This is a genomic window from Pseudomonas sp. 2848, assembly GCF_003253945.1.
GTDB lineage: Bacteria > Pseudomonadota > Gammaproteobacteria > Pseudomonadales > Pseudomonadaceae > Aquipseudomonas.
In genome coordinates this window covers 408,470-427,324 of the sequence record NZ_QKZD01000006.1, presented here as the reverse complement: position 1 = coordinate 427,324, position 18,855 = coordinate 408,470, and the positions used below count along the sequence as shown (strand labels likewise).

Genomic DNA, 18,855 nt, shown 5'->3' with positions numbered 1-18,855 from the left:
AGGCATGGTCAGATCCTCGAAAACCGACCCTGCCAGTTAAAGACTGTTACCTATGTGCGTGAACTGATTTGTAACCCATGTGGGTGAGTCATACCCGCAGCGTTTTTTGGTTACTTTTTGTCGCGTTTGACAAAAAGTGACTCGCCGGGTGGCGAAAGGGTGACTATGCGTCATTATAGCAAATGAATGCGCTTACAACTGTAAAAACCCACACCAATCGCATTTGACTTTGACTTTGACTTTGACTTTGACTTTGACTTTGACTTTGACTTTGACTTTGACTTTGACTTTGACTTTGACTTTGACTTTGACTTTGACTTTGACTTTGACTTTGACTTTGACTTTGACTTTGACTTTGACTTTGACTTTGACTTTGACTTTGACTTTGACTTTGACTTTGACTTTGACTTTGACTTTGACTTACACAGCGTATGTTTTGAAAGTTATATGCGCATTCATTCGCCATGTCGACGCACACTCACCTTTTCGCCTTTACGGCGACCTCCTTTTCTCTTGGGAAAAGGAGGCAAAACCGTTCGGCTCCGTTCATCCGGCCCCTACGCTTCGCTCCGGGAGGACGCGCCGACGGGCCATCCATGGCCTGATCGGCGCTTGACGGGCATCCATGCCCGTCACCTCCCTGCGCAAGCCCTCCGTTCGGCCTCCTGAAGTCGCAATTTGTGTCGCCTGAACTATCGCGCACTTAGAAGCAAAAGCAGAGCAAGAGCAAGAGCAAGCAACTCTTCTGAACAATGGTTATATGACTACAGTTACAGCACTGCCAGAACAATTCTGAATATAGTGGCTGCGCCGCAAAAAGCCGCTATTGCTGATCATTGTAATGAAACTTCGGCATCTCCCAATGAAACCGAATCGCCAACAACCGCACCAGAAAACCACCAAACAGTGTCAGCAGCATGGCCTGCTCCGCCGGCACCTTGAAGTAAACACACCCCAGATAGAACCAAGCCGCCGCGAACGAAACACTGGCATACAGCTCACGCCGAAACACCAAAGGAATATCGTTGCAGAAGATGTCCCGCAGGATGCCGCCAAACACCCCGGTAATCACCCCGCTGATCGAGGCGACAAGGAACCCCTGCCCCATCTCCAGCGCGGTCATGCAGCCGATCAGGGTGAACGCCACGAGCCCCAGGGCGTCGAGCACCAGGAACAACGACCGCAGGTGGCGCATCAAGGGCGCGATGAAGATCGTCAGCAATGCCGCGAAACTGGTGAGCACCAGGTATTCCGGGTGCTTGACCCAGGTCAGCGGATAATGCCCGAGCAGTACGTCACGCACCGACCCACCACCCAGCGCGGTGACGCAGGCGATCAGCACCACGCCGAACCAGTCCATGCCGCGGCGGCCGGCGGACAGGGCGCCGGTCATGGCTTCGGCGGTGATGGCGATGAGATAGAGCATCAGCAACATGGTGCAGGTCCGTGCGGGAAAGGCGCGCAGTCTACCCAGTCACGCGGGGCACCAAAAGGGGCGCGCCGACGATCATCGGCGCACAAGGTCAGACCTTGATGAAATGCTCACGGTAGTGACGCAGTTCGCCAATCGACTCACGGATATCATCCAGCGCCAGGTGGGTGCTGCCCTTCTTGAAGCTGTCACGCACCTCCGGCGCCCAGCGCGCGGCCAGTTCCTTGAGCGTGGACACATCGAGGTTGCGATAGTGGAAGTAGTTTTCCAGCTCGCGCATGTGGCGATAGAGGAAACGGCGGTCCTGGCAGATACTGTTGCCACAGATCGGCGACTTGCCCTTCGGCACCCACTGCTCGAGGAAGGCAATGGTCTGCGCCTCGGCCTCGGCCATGCTCACCTTGCTCTCGCGCACGCGCTGGGTCAGGCCCGAGGCGCCATGGGTGCGGGTGTTCCACTCGTCCATGCGCGCCAGCACTTCGTCGCTGTGGTGGATGGCGATCACCGGGCCTTCGGCCAGGGTGTTCAGCTCGCTGTCGGTGACGATGGTGGCCATCTCGATGATGACATCGTTGTCCGGGTCCAGGCCGGTCATCTCCAGATCAATCCAGATCAGGTTCTGTGGGTTTTGCATGAAAAGGCTCCTCGAATAGGCCGTCATATTAGCCTAGCGAACGGGTGTTGGGCGCGCCGTGCTAAACTGCCTGCCGTTTTCTTTCTGCCCCGCCAACACGGAACCTTCATGGCCAAACGCCAGCTCAACCGCCGCCAGAACTGGCGCATCGAAAAGATCCAGGGTGAGCGCGCCGCCCGCGCCGCCAAACGCGAGCAGCACGTGCTGCAGGAACTGGAGGGCGGCGACTTGGGGCCAGAGCAACTGGGCCTGGTGATTGCCCACTTCGGCGTGCAGGTCGAGGTCGAGGCCCAGGACGGCGAGGTTGCGGGCCAGGTGTTCCGCTGCCACCTGCGGGCCAACCTGCCGGCGCTGGTGACCGGCGACCGTGTGGTCTGGCGCGCCGGCAATCAGGGCATCGGCGTGATCGTCGCGCAGATGCCGCGCAGCACCGAGCTGTGCCGGCCGAACAACCATGGCCAGCTCAAGCCGGTGGCGGCCAACGTCGACCTGATCGTCATTGTCTTCGCCCCTGCGCCCGAACCGCATCCCAACCTGATCGACCGCTACCTGGTCGCCGCCGAGCATGCCGGCATCCGCCCGCTGCTGCTGCTGAACAAGGCCGATCTGATCAACGACGAGAACGCCCCGACTCTCAACGCCATGCTCGAGGTCTACCGCGGCCTGGGTTACCCGCTGCTGGAGGTTTCCGCGCACCAGGGCGATGGCATGCAGCGCCTGCAGCAGACACTAGACGGCCATATCAGCGTGTTCGTCGGCCAGTCGGGCGTGGGCAAGTCCTCGCTGGTCAACAGCCTGCTGCCTGATGCAGGCACCCGTGTCGGCGACCTGTCGGAATGGTCCGGCCAGGGCACCCACACCACCACCACTGCGCGCCTGTACCACTTCCCCAACGGCGGCGACCTGATCGACTCGCCGGGTATCCGCGAGTTCGGCCTGGGCCACGTCAGCCGGGACGATGTCGAGGATGGCTTCATCGAGTTCCGCGAACTGATCGGCAACTGCCGCTTCCGCGACTGCAAGCATGATCGCGAGCCTGGCTGTGCGCTGCTCAAGGCCCTGGAAGACGGTAGCGTTACGCAACAGCGAATGAACAGCTACCGCTCGATCATCGCCAGCTTGCCGGAAGACACCTATTGAGGTGGCGGCAAGCACGCTAGCATCGTAGGAAATTTTACCGGAGCAGGTAGGACCGCTCCGGTTTCGCGGTCACCTATTGTCCCTCCCGCTGCTTTCCCTGATGGTCATGGCCTTGTCGTCGGTATTGATCAGGGAGGGCAGCACAGATGCCGGTATTCATCAGTTACCACCAGAACGAACGGCTCGATGCCTTCATCCTGAACGAGCGTCTGCTACTAGAAGGCATTCCCACCCAACTCGTCCCCTTCGACAGTGAAGGGCAGACCCACGACGACCTGCATGGCAGCTTTTGCCAACACATGGCCGATGCCACTCACTGGATCGGAGTGCTCTGCGAGGCCCATGCCGAAGGCTGGTGGACGGCCTGGCTACTGGGCGCTGCGGCCATGGCGCATCGGCGGGTGACTTTCTACCATGCTGGCTCGACTGACCTGCCGCAGCGCTTGGGCAAGTGGCCAGTAATGCGGGAACGAGAGCATATCGACCTGTTCGTGCGCGCCTATCATGACGAACAGACCTTTGGCCGGGCCATTGCTTCGCCGGCCGGGGGCGGCGCAGTGTCGGACAGGGACAATGCGGATTTCTTCCATGCCGATCTCAAGGCCAAGATCAGGCGGGGGTTCTGAATGCATCGGGGCCGCAAAGCGGCCCCTGTTACTTACTGGTCTTTGGCCTCGTCCATCTTCAATACGCCATCTTCGAAGATGTTCAGCTTCTGGCGCAGCTCACGCGGCTGCATCGGCGTATCGCCCGGTGTCGCGGCTGCACCTGGCGCTGCGCTCGCAGGCGGTGTGTCAGCGGCAGGCGGCGCAGCCTCCGGCTTGCCCTGTTCACCCTCGATATCGCGCTGCGCCTTCTTGGTGAGGACGATGATGTCGATACGGCGGTTGACCGGGTTGAACGGGTTGGCACGGTCGAACAGCGACGACGAAGCATAACCGACCACGCGGGCCACCTGCTCATCCGGATAGCCTCCAGCGACCAATGCACGACGCGCCGCGTTCGCGCGGTTGGCCGACAGCTCCCAGTTACCGAAATCGCCGGTACCGGAGTACGGCTTGGCATCGGTATGGCCACTGATGCTGATCTTGTTCGGCACCGCCTTGATGGTGTCGGCCATGGCCAGCAGGATGTCTTCGAAGTACGGCTGCAGGCGTGCGCTGCCCAGGTCGAACATCGGCCGGTTCTCGGCATCCATGATCTGGATGCGCAGGCCGTCCTGGGTGATCTCGAACAGGATCTGGTCCTTGAACTTCTGCAGTTGCGGGTTTTCCTCGACCTTGTTCTGCAGCTCCTGCAGCAGCAGCTCGAGGCGCTCGCGCTCGACCTGCTCGGCCATGGTCTCGACCTGATCCTTGTCCAGTTGCAGGCTGGTATCCGGCGTCGGTTCAGACTTCACTTCCGGGTTGATGGTCTTTTCCGGTGCCAGTTCTGGCGAGCCACCCAGATCGATGATGTAGGGCGTACCGCTTTCGGAGAAACCGATCGGGTCCTTGAAGTAACCGGCGATTGCGATCTTCTGCTCAGGCGTGGCGGTCGACAGCAACCACAGCACCAGGAAGAACGCCATCATCGCCGTGGCGAAGTCGGCGAAGGCGATTTTCCAGGCGCCGCCGTGATGGCCGTCGCCAAAGCGCTTGACGCGCTTGACGATGATGGGCTGATTGTTCTCCATGGCTTAGCGACCGCGTACTGCTTGTTCCAGCTCGGCGAAGCTCGGGCGGTGCGCCGGGTACAGCACCTTGCGACCGAACTCGACCGCCAGCGACGGCGGCATGCCGGAAGCCGAGGCCACCAGCGAGGCCTTGATCGCCTCGTAGACGTTCAACTCTTCCTTGGCATCATGGCGCAGGGCGTTGGCCAACGGGCCGAAGAAGCCGTAGGCTGCAAGAATACCGAAGAAGGTACCGACCAACGCCGCACCGACGTGCAGGCCGATGGACTTCTGGTCACCGTCACCCAGCGAGGCCATGGTCACCACGATACCCAGTACCGCCGCGACGATACCGAAGCCGGGCATGCCGTCGGCGATTCCGGTCACTGCGTGGGACGGGTGCTCGAGCTCTTCCTTCATGCTCAGCAGCTCCATGTCGAACAGGCCTTCGAGCTCGTGGGGCGCCATGTTGCCGGTGGACATGATCCGCAGGTAATCGCAGATGAACGCGGTCATGCGCTCATCACCCAGCACCGCCGGGTACTTGGCGAAGATCGGGCTGGCCGCGGCGTCCTCGATGTCGCCTTCGATCGCCATCATGCCTTCACGACGGCTCTTGTTGAGGATCTCGTACACCAGGCCCAGCACTTCCAGGTAGAAGGTGTGGGTGAAACGGGTGCCGAACATCTTCAGCGACTTCTTGATCACATGCATGGTCATGTAACCAGGGTTGGCCTGGAGGAACGCACCAAAGGCCGCGCCGCCGATGATCAGCACTTCGAACGGCTGGATCAGTGCCGCGATCTTGCCGTGGGAAAGCACGTAGCCGCCGAGCACGCTCGCGAATACGACGATGATGCCGATAATTTTAGCCATAAGTTGGAAGCACTTGCTGTCGTGGTCAGGATAGGGAACGGAAGCTTGAAAACTCTTCTTCTACTTATCGGCAGAACTGCGCCAGACTATAGCCACTCATTGCGAAAAGCCAGTTCGGACTGATGTCAATATGCCAATTGAAACCAAGGTGCCAAGTCAGGCTCCGTCGAGTCTAGAGGCCTGGATCAAGCTGCTCGACGGGGTCCGCGTACCGGTGCCGAAAGAGAGCCATGATCGCGTGCTGCAGGCTATCAACGACAGCCGTCGCTCCCTGCGCGATATCGCCGAACTGATGCAGGACAGCCCCGCGCTGGTGCTCTGCGTGCTGCGCGAGGCCAACCACCCGGCCAACGCCAGCCAGGCCGAGCCGGCCGAGAGCCTGGAAATTGCCCTCAACCGCCTTGGCCTGGCCCGCGTCAGCCAACTGCTGGCACGCCTGCCATCACTGCCGGCCGACGAGATCCCGCCGGTGCTGCGCCAGTTCCTGCTGATCAGCCAGCATGCCACCCAGCAGGCCAACGGCCTGTTCGCCAGCCGCCTGGCGCGGCTTTGGCAGGAGATTCACTGGGGCAGCCTGCTGTTCCTCTCGCCGCTGTGGCCTCTGGCGCTGGCTTACCCCAAGCTGCTCGACACCTGGGAGCTACGGGTCATCCACAAGGGCGAGGACGCCGCCGTGGTCGAGCAGGAACTGTTCGGGGTGCGCCTGATGCAACTGTGCCGGAGCCTGGCCGAACACTGGCGCCTACCCGAGTGGGTCATCCAGGGCTACCGCCTGCTGCTTGAAGAGCGCGAACAACTCGCCCTGGTGTTGAACATCGCCCGCGAGCAGGACCCACTGGCCCAGCAACAGCGCCTGGACGACGAGCCGGCCCTGCGCCGCTGGTTCAACCAGCCCCCTAACACCGTGCTGCTGGCCAACGGCCTTGCCCTGGCCGCCCAGGTGGGCTGGGACAACCCGCACCTGCTGCGCTGGCAACTGCTCACCGCGCTGTACCTGCAGACCACCCTGGACGATGTCCAGCAGCAGGTCCACCAGCAGGCCGCGGCCAGTGCCCGCCACCACGCCCGGCATGCGCTGTTCCACCCGGCCGAGGCGCTGATCTGGCCCTGGCACCAGCGCCGGCCGCATCCGGACATGCTCACGCCACCACCGCCCAGCACCGAGGACCTCGGCCGCTGGCGTACGCTGTGCCAGGAACTGCTGGCCCAGCCCAGCCCGTTCAGCAACGCCGTGCACCTGGCCACCCAGGCCCGCGACGCCCTGCTGGCCTGCGGCATGCAGCGCATCATGCTGCTGAGCCTGGACAAGACCACCGACTACCTGCGCGTGCAGCAGACCGCCGGCCTGCCACGCGAGGCCGCCGCCATGGCGTTGCCCGTCGTGCAGAACAAATTGTTGCAAAAGTTGATGGCCAAAGCCGGGCAACTGCGCCTGACGCCCGACAACCATGCCCAGTTCAGCGCCCTGCTGCCGGCACCGCTGCGCGCCTTCTTCCGTAGCGAGCACCTGCTGCTACGCTCGCTGGCGGTGGGCGACCAGGTGCTGATGCTGGCGGTGGCCGACCAGGACGGCAAGCCGTTGGCCGACGTCAGCGTGCAGGCGTTCGGCAAGACCGCGCAATGCGTGGAGCGCGCCCTGGCCGTGTTTGCCACCCGCAATGCCTGACCCTTGCGCTACAATCGCCCCTCTTTCCACCCTGGAGAACGTGGATGACTGACTTTTCCGGCCTGCCCCTGGTGATCGAAGCCGAGGACCTGCTGCCGCGCCTGGATTCGCCACGGCTGATCCTGGTCGACCTGACCAGCGCCAACCGCTATGGCAGCGGGCATATCCCCGGAGCCCGCTTCGTCGACCCGAAACGCACCCAGCTGGGCCAGCCCCCGGCCCCCGGTCTGCTGCCGGCCCAGGCAGACCTGGAAAAGCTGTTCGGTGAACTCGGCCACCGCGACGATGCGGTCTACGTGGTCTACGACGACGAGGGCGGCGGCTGGGCCGGGCGCTTCATCTGGCTGCTCGACGTCATCGGCCACAAGGGTTACCACTACCTGAACGGTGGCATCCAGGCCTGGCCGGCGGACAAGCTGTCCACCGAAACGCCCGAAGTCGCCGGCGGCCCGGTGAACCTGCACCTGCATGGCGAACCCACCGCCACCCGCGAGTACCTGCAGAGCCGCCTGGGCGACGCCGACCTGGTCATCTGGGACGCCCGCGGGCCACTGGAGTACAGCGGCGAGAAGGTGCTGGCAGCCAGGGGCGGGCACATTCCAGGCGCGATCAACTTCGAGTGGACCGCCGGCATGGACCTCAACGACCACTTGCGCATCCGCAAGGACATCGCCGAAGTCCTGCAAAACCTGGGCATCACCCGCGACAAGGAAGTGATCACCCACTGCCAGACCCACCACCGCTCCGGCTTCACCTACCTCGTGGCCAAGGCCCTCGGCTATCCACGGGTGAAGGGCTATGCCGGTTCCTGGGGCGAATGGGGCAACCACCCCGACACGCCCGTCGAAGTTTAAGGACGCTCAATGAAATCCCGCTTGTTCATCATCAGCCAGTACCTGCTGCCGCACCACCTGCTGTCGCGGCTGGCCGGCTGCGTCGCCGAGTGCCGCGCACGCTGGTTCAAGAACGCCTTCACCGCCTGGTTCGCCAAGCGCTACCAGGTGAACATGTCCGAGGCACTGGTCGAAGACCTCAGCGCCTACGAGCACTTCAACGCCTTCTTCACCCGCGCCCTCAAGCCCGGCGCCCGCCCGCTGGACGAGACCCCCGGCGCGATCCTCTGCCCGGCCGACGGCGCGGTCAGCCAGCTCGGCCCGATCGAGCATGGCCGCATCTTCCAGGCCAAAGGCCACGGCTACAGCGCCCTGGAGCTGCTGGGCGGCGACCCGGCCCTGGCCGCGCCGTTCATGGGCGGCGAATTTGCCACCATCTACCTGTCGCCCAAGGACTACCACCGCGTGCACATGCCGCTGGCCGGCACCCTGCGCGAAATGGTCTATGTGCCGGGCCGTCTGTTCTCGGTCAATCAGACCACCGCGGAGAACGTGCCGGAGCTGTTCGCCCGCAACGAGCGCGTGGTGTGCCTGTTCGATACCGAGCGCGGCCCGATGGCCGTGGTGCTGGTCGGCGCGATGATCGTCGCCTCGATCGAGACCGTCTGGGCCGGCCTGGTCACGCCGCCGAAGCGCGAGTTGAAGACCTTCCGCTATGACGACGCCAGCCGTGCGCCGATCCATCTGGAGAAAGGCGCCGAACTGGGCCGTTTCAAGCTGGGCTCCACCGCCATCGTGCTGTTCGGGCCAGAGCAGGTGAAGTGGGCCGAGAGCCTCGGTGCCGGCTCCGCCGTGCGCATGGGTGAGCTACTGGCGCAGCCGGCCCAGGCCTGATTGACTGCTGCAACAAGAAAGGCTCTGCTCAGCAGGGCCTTTTTCATTGGGACCGCTACGCGGTCCATCGCCGGCAAGCCGGCTCCCACAGTAACAACGCAAACCTCTGTGGGAGCCGGCTTTCCGGCGAAAGGGCTGCAGCGCAGCCCCAGGGCTCAAGATCAACCGCGTGCTTCGCGATCGCGTACGCCGAGCAGGTACAGCACACCATCCAGACCCAGGGTCGAGATCGCCTGCTTGGCCGACTGACGCACCAGCGGCTTGGCGCGGAAGGCCACACCCAGGCCGGCCAGGGACAGCATCGGCAGGTCGTTGGCGCCATCGCCGACGGCAATGGTCTGCTCGAGTTGCAGGCCCTCTTCGCCGGCCAGTTGCTGCAGCAGATCAGCCTTGCGCTGCGCATCGACAATCGGCTCGACGGCCACGCCGGTGACCTTGCCATCCACCACTTCAAGCTCGTTGGCGAATACGTAGTCGATACCAAGGCGCGCCTGCACCTGCTTGGCGAAGTAGGAGAAGCCGCCGGAAAGGATCGCAGTCTTGTAGCCCAGGCGCTTGAGCTCGGCGAACAGGTGCTCGGCGCCCTCGGTCAGGCGCAGCGAGGCGCCAATCTGGTCCAGTACGCCCACGTCCAGGCCCTTGAGCAGCGCCATGCGCTCTTTGAAGCTGGCCCGGAAATCCAGCTCGCCACGCATCGCGCGCTCGGTGATCGCCGCCACCTGCTCACCGACACCGGCAGCCTTGGCCAGCTCGTCGATGACTTCAGCCTCGATCAGCGTCGAATCCATGTCGAACACCGCCAGACGGCGGTTGCGGCGGAACAGGTCGTCGCGCTGGAAGGCGATGTCGATGTTGAGCTCTTCGGACAGGGCGAAGAAGTCGGCGCGCAAGGCCTGGGCATCGCTGGCTTCGCCACGCACGGAGATTTCCAGCGCGGATTTGCCCTTCTCGGTCTGGACATCCAGCGCCACGCGGGCCGACAGGCGCTCGATGCGCTCGATGGTCAGGCCGTACTGGCTGATGATGGCGCTGACCCGCTGCAACTGCTGGGGAGTGACCCGGCGGCTGAGCAGGGTGACGATGTGGCGGGCCTCGCCCTGGCTGTCGGCCCAGTGCTGGTAGTCGGCCTCGGAGATCGGCGTGTAGCGCGCCTGCAGGTTCAGCTCATGGGCCTTGGCCTGTACGCTCTGCAGCAGCGCGGTGGCCACCTCGTTGTCGGGAATGTCGACCAGGATGCCGAACGACAGCGTGCCGTGCATGACCGCAAGGCCGATGTCGAGAATGTTCACACCGCCCTGGAGCAGGACGCCGGTGATGGCCGCGGTAAGACCTGGACGGTCTTCACCAGTGATGTTGATCAGGACGATTTCGCGCAAGACCGGGCTCCAACTCGATGAAAAATGCGCATTCTACCGATTTTCCATGACCATCGGGCGCCAACGCTACTTTGCCGACAAAACACGTATCGCTATACTGCCCAGCAACTTTCTCGCCATGAAGAGCCGCGCTCTGTGAACCGGCCCACGCCCGTAAAACCCGATAACTTCTTCCTGATGATCTACCGAGCCCTCAGCCAGCGCCGAATCCCCCTGGCCCTGCGCATTGCCAGCCATAACATCTTCCTGGTGGCCCTGGCCCTGGTGATCTATGCCTGCGTGATGGGTTTGCAGTTCAAGCAGGCCATGCACGAGCAGGCCGATGCCGTTGGCCAGAGCCTGACCACGCAAACGGCCACATCGGCCACCGAGCTGCTGGTGTCCAACGACATCCTCAGCCTCAACGTGCTGCTCGGCAACCTGGTGAAGAACCCGCTGGTGGCCCATGCCGCCATCTACAGCGTGGACAACCGCATCCTCGCCGAGGCCGGCCAGCGCCCACGCAATAGCTTGCTGGGCGAAACCGAAGGGGTCTACCAGACAAAGATCACCTTCCAGGACGTGACCGCCGGCCAGTTGCGCATCAGCCTGGACATGAGCCAGTTCCAGCAACCGATGCTGATCAGCCTGCAGAGCATGGGCATCCTTGCCGCGATCCTGTTGGCCCTGGCGCTGACCCTCAGCCTGCGTCTGGGCCGTTTCATCTCCACCCCGCTGCTGCAACTGCGCGTCTGGTTGCGTGATCCGCACCCCTACACGCCGGGCATCGACCGCCAGGACGAGATCGGCGACCTGGCCCGCCAGCTGCACGCCCGCCTTGCCCCGCCGCCGCCACCGGAGCCGGAAGAAGAGGACCAGGAAGACGATTTCGATGAGGTGCCCGCCCCCAAGGCCGCGCCACGCACGAAAGTCGCGGCACAGGCAACCGAGCACGACGATGACGATGACGCCTTCGCCGATCTGCTGGATGAGCAAAGCGCCCCGGCCAAACCCGTTATCGTCGAGTCCGACGAACCACAGCACAGTGCCGTGCTGGCCGTGCAACTGGGCTCCCAGGAGCAACTGCGCCGCCTGCCGCGCACCCGCCTGACCGAATTGCTGGAACGCTACCGCGACTGCCTGGACCAAGCCGCGTCGCTGTACGAAGGAGAAGTCCACACCCTGAACGATGGCAGCACCCTGCTGCTGTTCCACAGCCGTGACAGCGGCGAGGACTACCTGACCAATGCCATCTGCTGTGGCGAGCTCCTGCGCGCCCTGGGCCACGCCCTGCAGATCGAGGTGGCAGACAGCGGTATCACCCTGCAACTGCAGCTGGGCCTGGTGCTGGCCGACGACCTGCAAGGCATGGATCAGGTCGACTTGCTGATGACCGAACAGGCCCAAGACGCCCTGGCCCTGTCGCAGCACAGCCGTAACCTGTTGCTGGTCGAGCGCCGCATCAGCGATGACACCCTGGTGCGCCAGCGCGCGCGCATCCGCCCGATCGCCAGTCCGGAGGGCGCCTGCTGTGTCGAGCGCCTGATGGAGCCTTACCCGTCCATGCTGGAGCGCCAACTGGCGCGGATGCACGAGCGCCGCGCCTGAGCCAACTCTGATTCAAGGCCTGCGTGGGAGCGGGCTTGCCCTGCGATAACGTCGGGGCAGGCAATGTTGCTGTCTTGGCGAGCCCTATCGTGGGGCAAGCCCACTCCCACGCCGTCCCGATCACATGGCGACACCCACAAAAAAGCCCGCATCGCTGCGGGCTTTTTCATGCCTGTCATATCAGAAGCGGAACACTTCCATATCGGTACGAATCGGTGAAGCCATCGGAATCTTTGGTTTCTCCGGCTCTTTCTTCACCTGCACCGGCGCGGCCGGCTTGCGTGGCGCTTCCTCGGCGATGGCCGGCTGGTTGGCCAGCGGCTTGACCGTGGTGCTCAGCTGTTCGACCAGTTTCTGCAGCAGCTGCCCCTGGGCTTGCACCTGCGCCGACTCACTACCCGCATGGGGCTGCTCGAGGTGGACGATACGGTTGTCACGCACCTGGCCACGGCGATCCAGCACGCGCCACTGCGCATCGAGGATCGCCGGCTGGTTCTTGCCCGAGTCCAGGCGGGTGATTGACAGCAACACCTGCACGTCCGGCGTGAAGCCGGCACTTGCCGGCGCCAGCACCACGCGTTGGCTGTCCAGGCGCCAGGCCAGCTGGCGTACCAGCAACTGGTCGATATCCGACGAAAGGCTGCCAGCCCAGCGACCGTCGGTCGCCGCAGTCAGGCTGCCATCGGTCTGACGCTGCAAAAAGGTTTCACGTTGCAGGTAGTCGGCCACCGATACCGGGCCAAGCACCACCGCCATGCCCGCAGCCTGGGTCGGCTGGCCGGGATCACCGCTGTCGAGCTGATACAGGGCAACCGGCTGGTGCATGCTGCACCCGCTCAGGCCCAGCAGGCCAGTCATCAGCAGCGCAAATGGAAGGCGCAGAAATTTCATTCATCCCATCCAGGCGGTCGTCACCAGACTGACCGCAGTGATACTCATGTAGATTCATCCGGGCACTCGGCCACGCCGGCGCCAACGAGGGCCCTATCATCCGCGAAATAGCCGCTCGACTCCAGCATTTCCGCCCGAAGCGGCGTTGAAAACGCCGCAACAGACGGCCCATCCATTCACGCGGGGGTTTCTACCAGCAGCCCGTCGACGCGCTGGAAACCACGTGGCAATTTGCTACCACGGCGCCCCCGCTCGCCTTTGTAGTGCTCGAGATCATCGGGCTTGAGCGAAAGGGTACGCTTGCCAGCTTGCAATACAAGGGTGGAGCCCTCGCTGATCACCGCAAGATCGGTCACGTATTCCTCGCGGCTGGCCACCCGGTCACCCGGCACGCCGATGATTTTGTTGCCCTTGCCTTTACCCAGCTGCGGCAGGTCGGCCACCTTGAACACCAGCAGACGGCCCTCGGTGGTCACCGCGGCGAGCCAGTCCTGCTCACGATCGGTCACCGGGCGCGGGGTCATCACCTTGGCGCCGTTGGGCAGGCTGAGCAGGCCCTTGCCGGCCTTGTTCTTGGCCTGCAGGTCCTCGCCCTTGACCACGAAGCCGTAGCCGGCGTCGGAGGCCACGACGTACAAGGCATCGTCTTCCGGCAGCAGCACGCATTCGAAGGTGGCGCCCGGTGGCGGGGTCAGGCGGCCGGTCAAGGGCTCGCCCTGGCCACGGGCCGACGGCAGACTATGGGCGGCCAGCGAGTAGCTGCGACCGGTGGAGTCGATGAGCACGGCAAACTGATTGGAACGTCCGGCGGCGGCGGCCTTGAAGCCGTCGCCAGCCTTGTACGAAAGGCCCGTGGCATCGATATCGTGGCCCTTGGCACAACGCACCCAGCCCTTCTCCGAAAGCACCACGGTAACCGGCTCGGTCGGCATCAGTTCGTTTTCCGACAGGGCCTTGGCCTCGGCCCGCTCGACGATCGGCGAGCGGCGGTCGTCGCCGTAGGTCTCGGCGTCCTTGATCAGCTCGCTGCGCACCAGCTTGCGCAGCTTGGTGTCGCTGCCCAGCAGCGCTTGCAGTTGCTTCTGTTCCTTGAGCAGCTCGTCCTGCTCGCCGCGGATCTTCATCTCTTCCAGACGCGCCAGTTGACGCAGGCGGGTCTCGAGGATGTAGTCGGCCTGGATCTCGGTCAGGTCGAAGCGGGCGATCAGGGCCTGCTTGGGATGCTCCTCGGTGCGGATGATGTGGATCACTTCATCCAGGTTGAGGAACGCGGTGAGCAAGCCTTCCAACAGGTGCAAGCGCTTCTCGACCTTGTCCAGGCGATGCTGTAGGCGACGCCGCACGGTACCGATGCGGTACTCCAGCCACTCCAGCAGCAACGCCCGCAGGTTCTTCAGCTGCGGGCGACCGTCGAGGCCAATGATGTTGACGTTGACCCGGTAGGTGCTTTCCAGATCGGTGGTGGCGAACAGGTGCTGCATGAGTTCGGCGGCATCCACGCGGTTCGAGCGCGGGATGATCACGATGCGGCACGGGTTCTCGTGATCCGACTCGTCGCGCAGGTCGGCGACCATCGGCAGCTTCTTGGCCTGCATCTGCGCGGCGATCTGCTCGAGCACCTTGGCCCCGGAAACCTGGTGCGGCAGCGCGGTAACGACGATGTCGCCATCCTCGATGCGGTACACCGCGCGCATGCGGATCGAGCCTTTGCCGCTCTCGTAGATCTTCTGGATGTCGGCGCGCGGGGTGACGATCTCGGCTTCAGTCGGGTAGTCCGGGCCCTGGATATGCTCGCAAAGCTGCTCGATAGTGGCCTTGGGCTCGTCGAGCAGTCGCACGCAGGCGCTGGCCACTTCGCGCAGGTTGTGCGGCGGCACGTCGGTGGCCATGCCCACGGCGATGCCGGTGGTGCCGTTGAGCAGGATGTTCGGCAGGCGCGCGGGCAGCACGGCCGGCTCCTGCAGGGTGCCGTCGAAGTTCGGTACCCAATCCACGGTGCCCTGACCCAGCTCGCCGAGCAGCACTTCGGAATAGCGCGACAGCCGCGCCTCGGTATAACGCATGGCGGCGAACGACTTCGGATCGTCCGGCGCACCCCAGTTGCCCTGGCCGTCGACCAGGGTGTAGCGGTAGCTGAACGGCTGGGCCATCAGCACCATGGCCTCGTAGCACGCCGAGTCGCCGTGGGGGTGGAACTTGCCAAGCACGTCACCGACGGTACGCGCCGATTTCTTGTGCTTGGAGTCGGCATCGAGCCCCAACTCGCTCATGGCATAGACGATGCGTCGCTGGACCGGCTTGAGGCCGTCGCCGATGTGCGGCAGGGCGCGGTCCATGATCACGTACATGGAGTAGTTGAGGTAGGCCTGTTCGGTGAAGTCAGCCAGGGAACGGCGTTCGACGCCGTCGAGACTGAGTTCGAGTGAGTCGCTCATGCGGGCCTCGTCATTTCAGGTTCTGGCGCAACAGCATGGTGCCGCCGCGCTGGGTAAATTCAAGTTGTTTCAGGGCACTCATGCCCAGCAGCACGCCCTGGCCATCCAGGCCGGGCACCACCAGCGCGCGCACATCGCGCAGGTGGATATCGCCCAGTTGCAGGCTGTCGAGCCGCGTGCGGTAGCCTTGGGTTCGGCCATTGGCGGTGCTCAACTGCACCGCGGCGCCACGCGCCAGCTCCAGGTCGCGGGCCAGTGCCTCGGGGACCGCCACGTCGGTGGCGCCGGTGTCGAGCATGAAATGCACCGGTCGCCCATTGATCGCGCCATCGGCGACGAAATGGCCCTGGCCGTTGCTCAGCAGGCGCACCTCGACGAAGCCATCGCCCTGCTCGCTCTGCACCACGCTGTTGGGATTCTGCTGACGTTCTTCCCACTGGCCGAAAAAACGCGTGGCGAGGAACATCGCCGCCGCCCAGGCGACAATCATCAACACCCTGCCCGCGCGCTTGCCCGGTGGCTGGCTCATGGCTTGGCGCTCCAGCCGCCCTGCGGCGCGTCAAAGCGCCAGACGATCGGCCGTGTTTCACCATCCACCCGCGGGCGGTCATTGTTGTCCACGCCGATCCAGGCACCGCCCTTGTAGATCACCAGCGCCTCAGCCAGGCCGTAAGGCTGCGAGTAGCGCCGCGACTCCATCAGGGCCTCGGCGGCGAACGACCAGCAGCGCTCCACGGCGCCCGTGTCGGCATCCCGTCGGCAAATGCGGTAGGCATTGCGCTCGAGGGTGAACAGCTTGCCTTCGAACCAGGCCAGGTCGGCAAAGTCACGTGATACCGGGCGTGCCTCGGGGAATTGCGGCGGCTGCATCTCGACACCCGCCTCGCTGAGCAGTACGCAGCCGCGCCCGCAGGTCCACACCGATTGCTGGCGCTGCACCGCGAGCAGGCCACGGCGCTCGCGCTCGGCGGCCAGCCACAGGCGATCGCCCGCCGGGTTGATCGCCAGCCCCTCGAACAGTGCGTTGAAATGCAGCAACATGCCGCTGGCCCGCGCTTGGCGCACCATGGCCTGGTCGATTTTCAGCCAGTCCGGCTCACCGTCCACGGGCAACTGCAGCACGGCGGCGTGGGCCTCGCTGACGATGTAGAGGTTGCCGGCCTGATCGCAGGTGATGCCCTCGAAATCCAGCTCGCCGCCGCGGATGTAGGACGCCGCCCAGTTGCGCGACTTGAGCCCCCAGGGCAGGCCGGTATCGGGCGCGGGGGGCGGGGTGAAAGTCTGCGGCAGGGCCTGCCAGGTCGCCTCATCCTGGTCCAGGCGGTAGATACGGTCGTCATCGCGGTCGGACACCGCCCACAGCGCCCCACGGCACCAAGCCAGGCCCGACAGGTTGCCGCCGCGCATGCCATCGACCCCATGCTCGGCGCTGAGCTTGAGCTGCGGCCAGTCGCCGGCCTGGGCCTGCAGGGCGAATAACGCCAGGCAGGCCAGGAGCAACGGACGAATCAAACCAGGACCTCGGCCAGGTTGCCTTTGGTCTCCAGCCAGCTCTTGCGATCGCCCGCACGCTTCTTGGCCAACAGCATGTCCATGATCTCGGTGGTGCCCTGTACATCGTCCAGGGTGAGCTGGACCAGGCGCCGGGTGTTCGGGTCCATGGTGGTTTCGCGCAGTTGCGGCGGGTTCATCTCGCCCAGGCCCTTGAATCGGGTGACCTGCGGCTTGCCGCGCTTTTTCTCGGCGACCAGGCGGTCGAGAATGCCGTCGCGCTCGGCTTCGTCCAGGGCGTAGTAGATCTCCTTGCCCAGGTCGATGCGGTACAGCGGCGGCATGGCCACGTAGACATGCCCGGCCTCGACCAGCGGGCGGAAATGCTGGACGAACAGCGCGCACAGCAGTGTGGCGATGTGCAGGCCGTCGGAGTCGGCGTCGGCGAGGATGCAGACCTTGCCGTAGCGCAGCTGCGAAAGGTCGGCTGCGCCCGGGTCTACGCCGATGGCCACGGCGATGTTGTGCACTTCCTGGCTGGCCAGGACTTCACCGCCATCGACCTCCCAGGTGTTGAGGATCTTGCCGCGCAGCGGCAGGATGGCCTGGAACTCCTTGTCCCGCGCCTGCTTGGCCGAGCCCCCTGCCGAGTCACCCTCGACCAGGAACAGCTCGGCGCGCATCGGGTCCTGGCCGGCACAATCAGCCAGCTTGCCGGGCAACGCCGGCCCCTGGGTGATGCGCTTGCGCTCGACCTTCTTGCTCGCCTTCAGGCGCCGGCCAGCATTGCTGATGGCCAGTTCCGCCAGTTGCATGCCCAGTTCGGGGTGGGCATTGAGCCACAGGCTGAAGGCGTCCTTGACCACGCCAGAGACGAAAGCGGCCGCCTCGCGGGACGACAGGCGCTCCTTGGTCTGGCCGGAGAACTGCGGCTCCTGCATCTTCATCGACAGCACGAAGCTGATGCGCTCCCAGACGTCCTCGGGAGCCAGCTTGACCCCGCGCGGCAGCAGGTTGCGGAACTCGCAGAACTCGCGCATGGCGTCCAGCAGGCCCTGGCGCAGGCCGTTGACGTGGGTGCCGCCCTGGGCGGTGGGGATCAGGTTGACGTAGCTTTCCTGGATGCTGTCGCCACCTTCCGGCAGCCACAACAGGGCCCAGTCCACGGCCTCCTTGTTACCCGCCAGGCTGCCGCAGAACGGCTCGTCTGGCAGGCGCTGGAACTCGCTGACCGAATCGACCAGGTAGGAGCGCAGACCGTCCTCGTAGTGCCACTCGACCTTCTCGCCGGTGCCCTTGTCCTCGAAGCTGATGGACAGCCCCGGGCACAATACGGCCTTGGCCTTGAGCACGTGCTTGAGGCGGCTGATGGAGAACTTCGGCGAATCGAAATACTTCGGATCGGGGCTGAAGTACACGCTGGTGCCGGTGTTGCGCTTGCCGACGGTGCCGACCACCTCCAGCTCGCTGGCCTTGAAGCCGTCGGCGAAGGTCATCTGGTACTCGTTGCCGTCGCGCTTGACGCGCACGCGTACCTGGCTCGACAGGGCGTTGACCACCGAGATGCCGACGCCGTGCAGGCCGCCGGAGAACTGGTAGTTCTTGTTGGAGAACTTGCCGCCGGCGTGCAGCTTGGTAAGGATCAGCTCGACACCGGAAACGCCCTCTTCGGGGTGGATGTCCACCGGCATGCCGCGGCCATCGTCGCTGACTTCCAGCGAGTGATCGGCGTGCAGAACGACCTGCACCGACCGGGCGTGGCCAGCCAGGGCTTCGTCGACGCTGTTGTCGATGACTTCCTGGGCCAGGTGGTTGGGCCGGCTGGTGTCGGTGTACATGCCCGGCCGCTTGCGGACCGGGTCAAGGCCCGAGAGGACTTCGATGGCGTCTGCGTTATAGGCGCTAGCGCTGGGATTGGCCATGGGTTCTCGTCGTCAGTCTGGTGA

Annotated in this window: 16 protein-coding genes; 6 read left to right on the top strand and 10 right to left on the bottom strand. The window is 64.2% G+C overall.

Translation table 11 applies throughout. The features are described 5' to 3' along the window. Window positions 1-823: 823 nt before the first annotated feature. A complete protein-coding gene (locus DFS21_RS14855) occupies window positions 824-1,435 on the bottom strand; it encodes a trimeric intracellular cation channel family protein (protein ID WP_023630647.1) in 612 nt (203 codons plus the stop codon). Between the two features lie 88 nt (window positions 1,436-1,523). Beyond that, complete coding sequence (orn, locus tag DFS21_RS14850; RefSeq protein WP_028688268.1) at window positions 1,524-2,066, bottom strand: oligoribonuclease; 543 nt, start codon at window positions 2,064-2,066, stop codon at window positions 1,524-1,526. A 108-nt stretch (window positions 2,067-2,174) separates the two neighbouring features. Here orn and rsgA point away from each other — a divergent pair, with 108 nt between their 5' ends. Next, window positions 2,175-3,206, top strand: a complete 1,032-nt coding sequence (rsgA, locus tag DFS21_RS14845) for a small ribosomal subunit biogenesis GTPase RsgA (RefSeq protein ID WP_102682170.1) — start codon at window positions 2,175-2,177, stop codon at window positions 3,204-3,206. A gap of 146 nt (window positions 3,207-3,352) precedes the next feature. After that, window positions 3,353-3,832 carry a molecular chaperone Tir gene (locus tag DFS21_RS14840; protein WP_111532562.1) on the top strand — a complete coding sequence of 160 codons (480 nt, stop codon included), beginning with the start codon at window positions 3,353-3,355 and terminating at the stop codon, window positions 3,830-3,832. A 32-nt stretch (window positions 3,833-3,864) separates the two neighbouring features. Here the strand turns inward: DFS21_RS14840 and motB are convergent, their stop codons facing one another. Both motB and motA read right to left on the bottom strand, forming a co-directional pair. After that, on the bottom strand, window positions 3,865-4,881 hold the full coding sequence (gene motB / locus DFS21_RS14835; protein ID WP_102682172.1) for a flagellar motor protein MotB: 1,017 nt from the start codon (window positions 4,879-4,881) through the stop codon (window positions 3,865-3,867). A gap of 3 nt (window positions 4,882-4,884) precedes the next feature. Continuing rightward, window positions 4,885-5,736, bottom strand: coding sequence for a flagellar motor stator protein MotA (motA, locus tag DFS21_RS14830; RefSeq protein WP_023630652.1), 852 nt, complete (start codon window positions 5,734-5,736; stop codon window positions 4,885-4,887). 130 nt (window positions 5,737-5,866) lie between these two features. Between motA and DFS21_RS14825 the strand changes: the two genes are divergently transcribed. The 3 genes from DFS21_RS14825 to asd are packed head-to-tail and all read left to right on the top strand — an operon-like array spanning window position 5,867 to window position 9,129. Further along, window positions 5,867-7,402: an HDOD domain-containing protein gene (locus DFS21_RS14825; protein WP_110702001.1), complete on the top strand. Its 1,536-nt coding sequence runs from the start codon at window positions 5,867-5,869 to the stop codon at window positions 7,400-7,402. 44 nt (window positions 7,403-7,446) lie between these two features. Beyond that, complete coding sequence (locus DFS21_RS14820) at window positions 7,447-8,256, top strand: rhodanese-like domain-containing protein (protein WP_110702003.1); 810 nt, start codon at window positions 7,447-7,449, stop codon at window positions 8,254-8,256. Window positions 8,257-8,265: 9 nt separating this feature from the next. Continuing rightward, window positions 8,266-9,129 (top strand): archaetidylserine decarboxylase, encoded by an 864-nt coding sequence (asd, locus tag DFS21_RS14815; protein WP_038706897.1) that lies wholly within the window; start codon window positions 8,266-8,268, stop codon window positions 9,127-9,129. 161 nt (window positions 9,130-9,290) lie between these two features. Here asd and serB read toward each other — a convergent pair whose 3' ends face one another. Continuing rightward, window positions 9,291-10,505: a phosphoserine phosphatase SerB gene (gene serB / locus DFS21_RS14810; RefSeq protein WP_110702005.1), complete on the bottom strand. Its 1,215-nt coding sequence runs from the start codon at window positions 10,503-10,505 to the stop codon at window positions 9,291-9,293. A gap of 135 nt (window positions 10,506-10,640) precedes the next feature. Between serB and DFS21_RS14805 the strand changes: the two genes are divergently transcribed. Next, window positions 10,641-12,092 (top strand): histidine kinase, encoded by a 1,452-nt coding sequence (locus DFS21_RS14805; RefSeq protein WP_110702007.1) that lies wholly within the window; start codon window positions 10,641-10,643, stop codon window positions 12,090-12,092. A 180-nt stretch (window positions 12,093-12,272) separates the two neighbouring features. Here the strand turns inward: DFS21_RS14805 and DFS21_RS14800 are convergent, their stop codons facing one another. From DFS21_RS14800 to parE, 5 genes are all read right to left on the bottom strand, one after another. Next, on the bottom strand, window positions 12,273-12,983 hold the full coding sequence (locus DFS21_RS14800) for a membrane integrity-associated transporter subunit PqiC (RefSeq protein ID WP_038706898.1): 711 nt from the start codon (window positions 12,981-12,983) through the stop codon (window positions 12,273-12,275). A gap of 176 nt (window positions 12,984-13,159) precedes the next feature. After that, window positions 13,160-15,418: a DNA topoisomerase IV subunit A gene (gene parC / locus DFS21_RS14795; RefSeq protein WP_110702009.1), complete on the bottom strand. Its 2,259-nt coding sequence runs from the start codon at window positions 15,416-15,418 to the stop codon at window positions 13,160-13,162. Window positions 15,419-15,428: 10 nt separating this feature from the next. Beyond that, entirely contained in the window at window positions 15,429-15,947 is a 519-nt protein-coding gene (locus tag DFS21_RS14790; RefSeq protein WP_102682178.1) for a TIGR02281 family clan AA aspartic protease, read from the bottom strand. Continuing rightward, window positions 15,944-16,930: an esterase-like activity of phytase family protein gene (locus tag DFS21_RS14785; protein ID WP_111532561.1), complete on the bottom strand. Its 987-nt coding sequence runs from the start codon at window positions 16,928-16,930 to the stop codon at window positions 15,944-15,946. Before DFS21_RS14785 ends, DFS21_RS14790 begins: the two co-directional genes overlap by 4 nt. Next, window positions 16,927-18,831: a DNA topoisomerase IV subunit B gene (parE, locus tag DFS21_RS14780; protein WP_023630810.1), complete on the bottom strand. Its 1,905-nt coding sequence runs from the start codon at window positions 18,829-18,831 to the stop codon at window positions 16,927-16,929. The genes DFS21_RS14785 and parE overlap by 4 nt, the downstream gene beginning before the upstream one ends. Window positions 18,832-18,855: the final 24 nt, after the last annotated feature.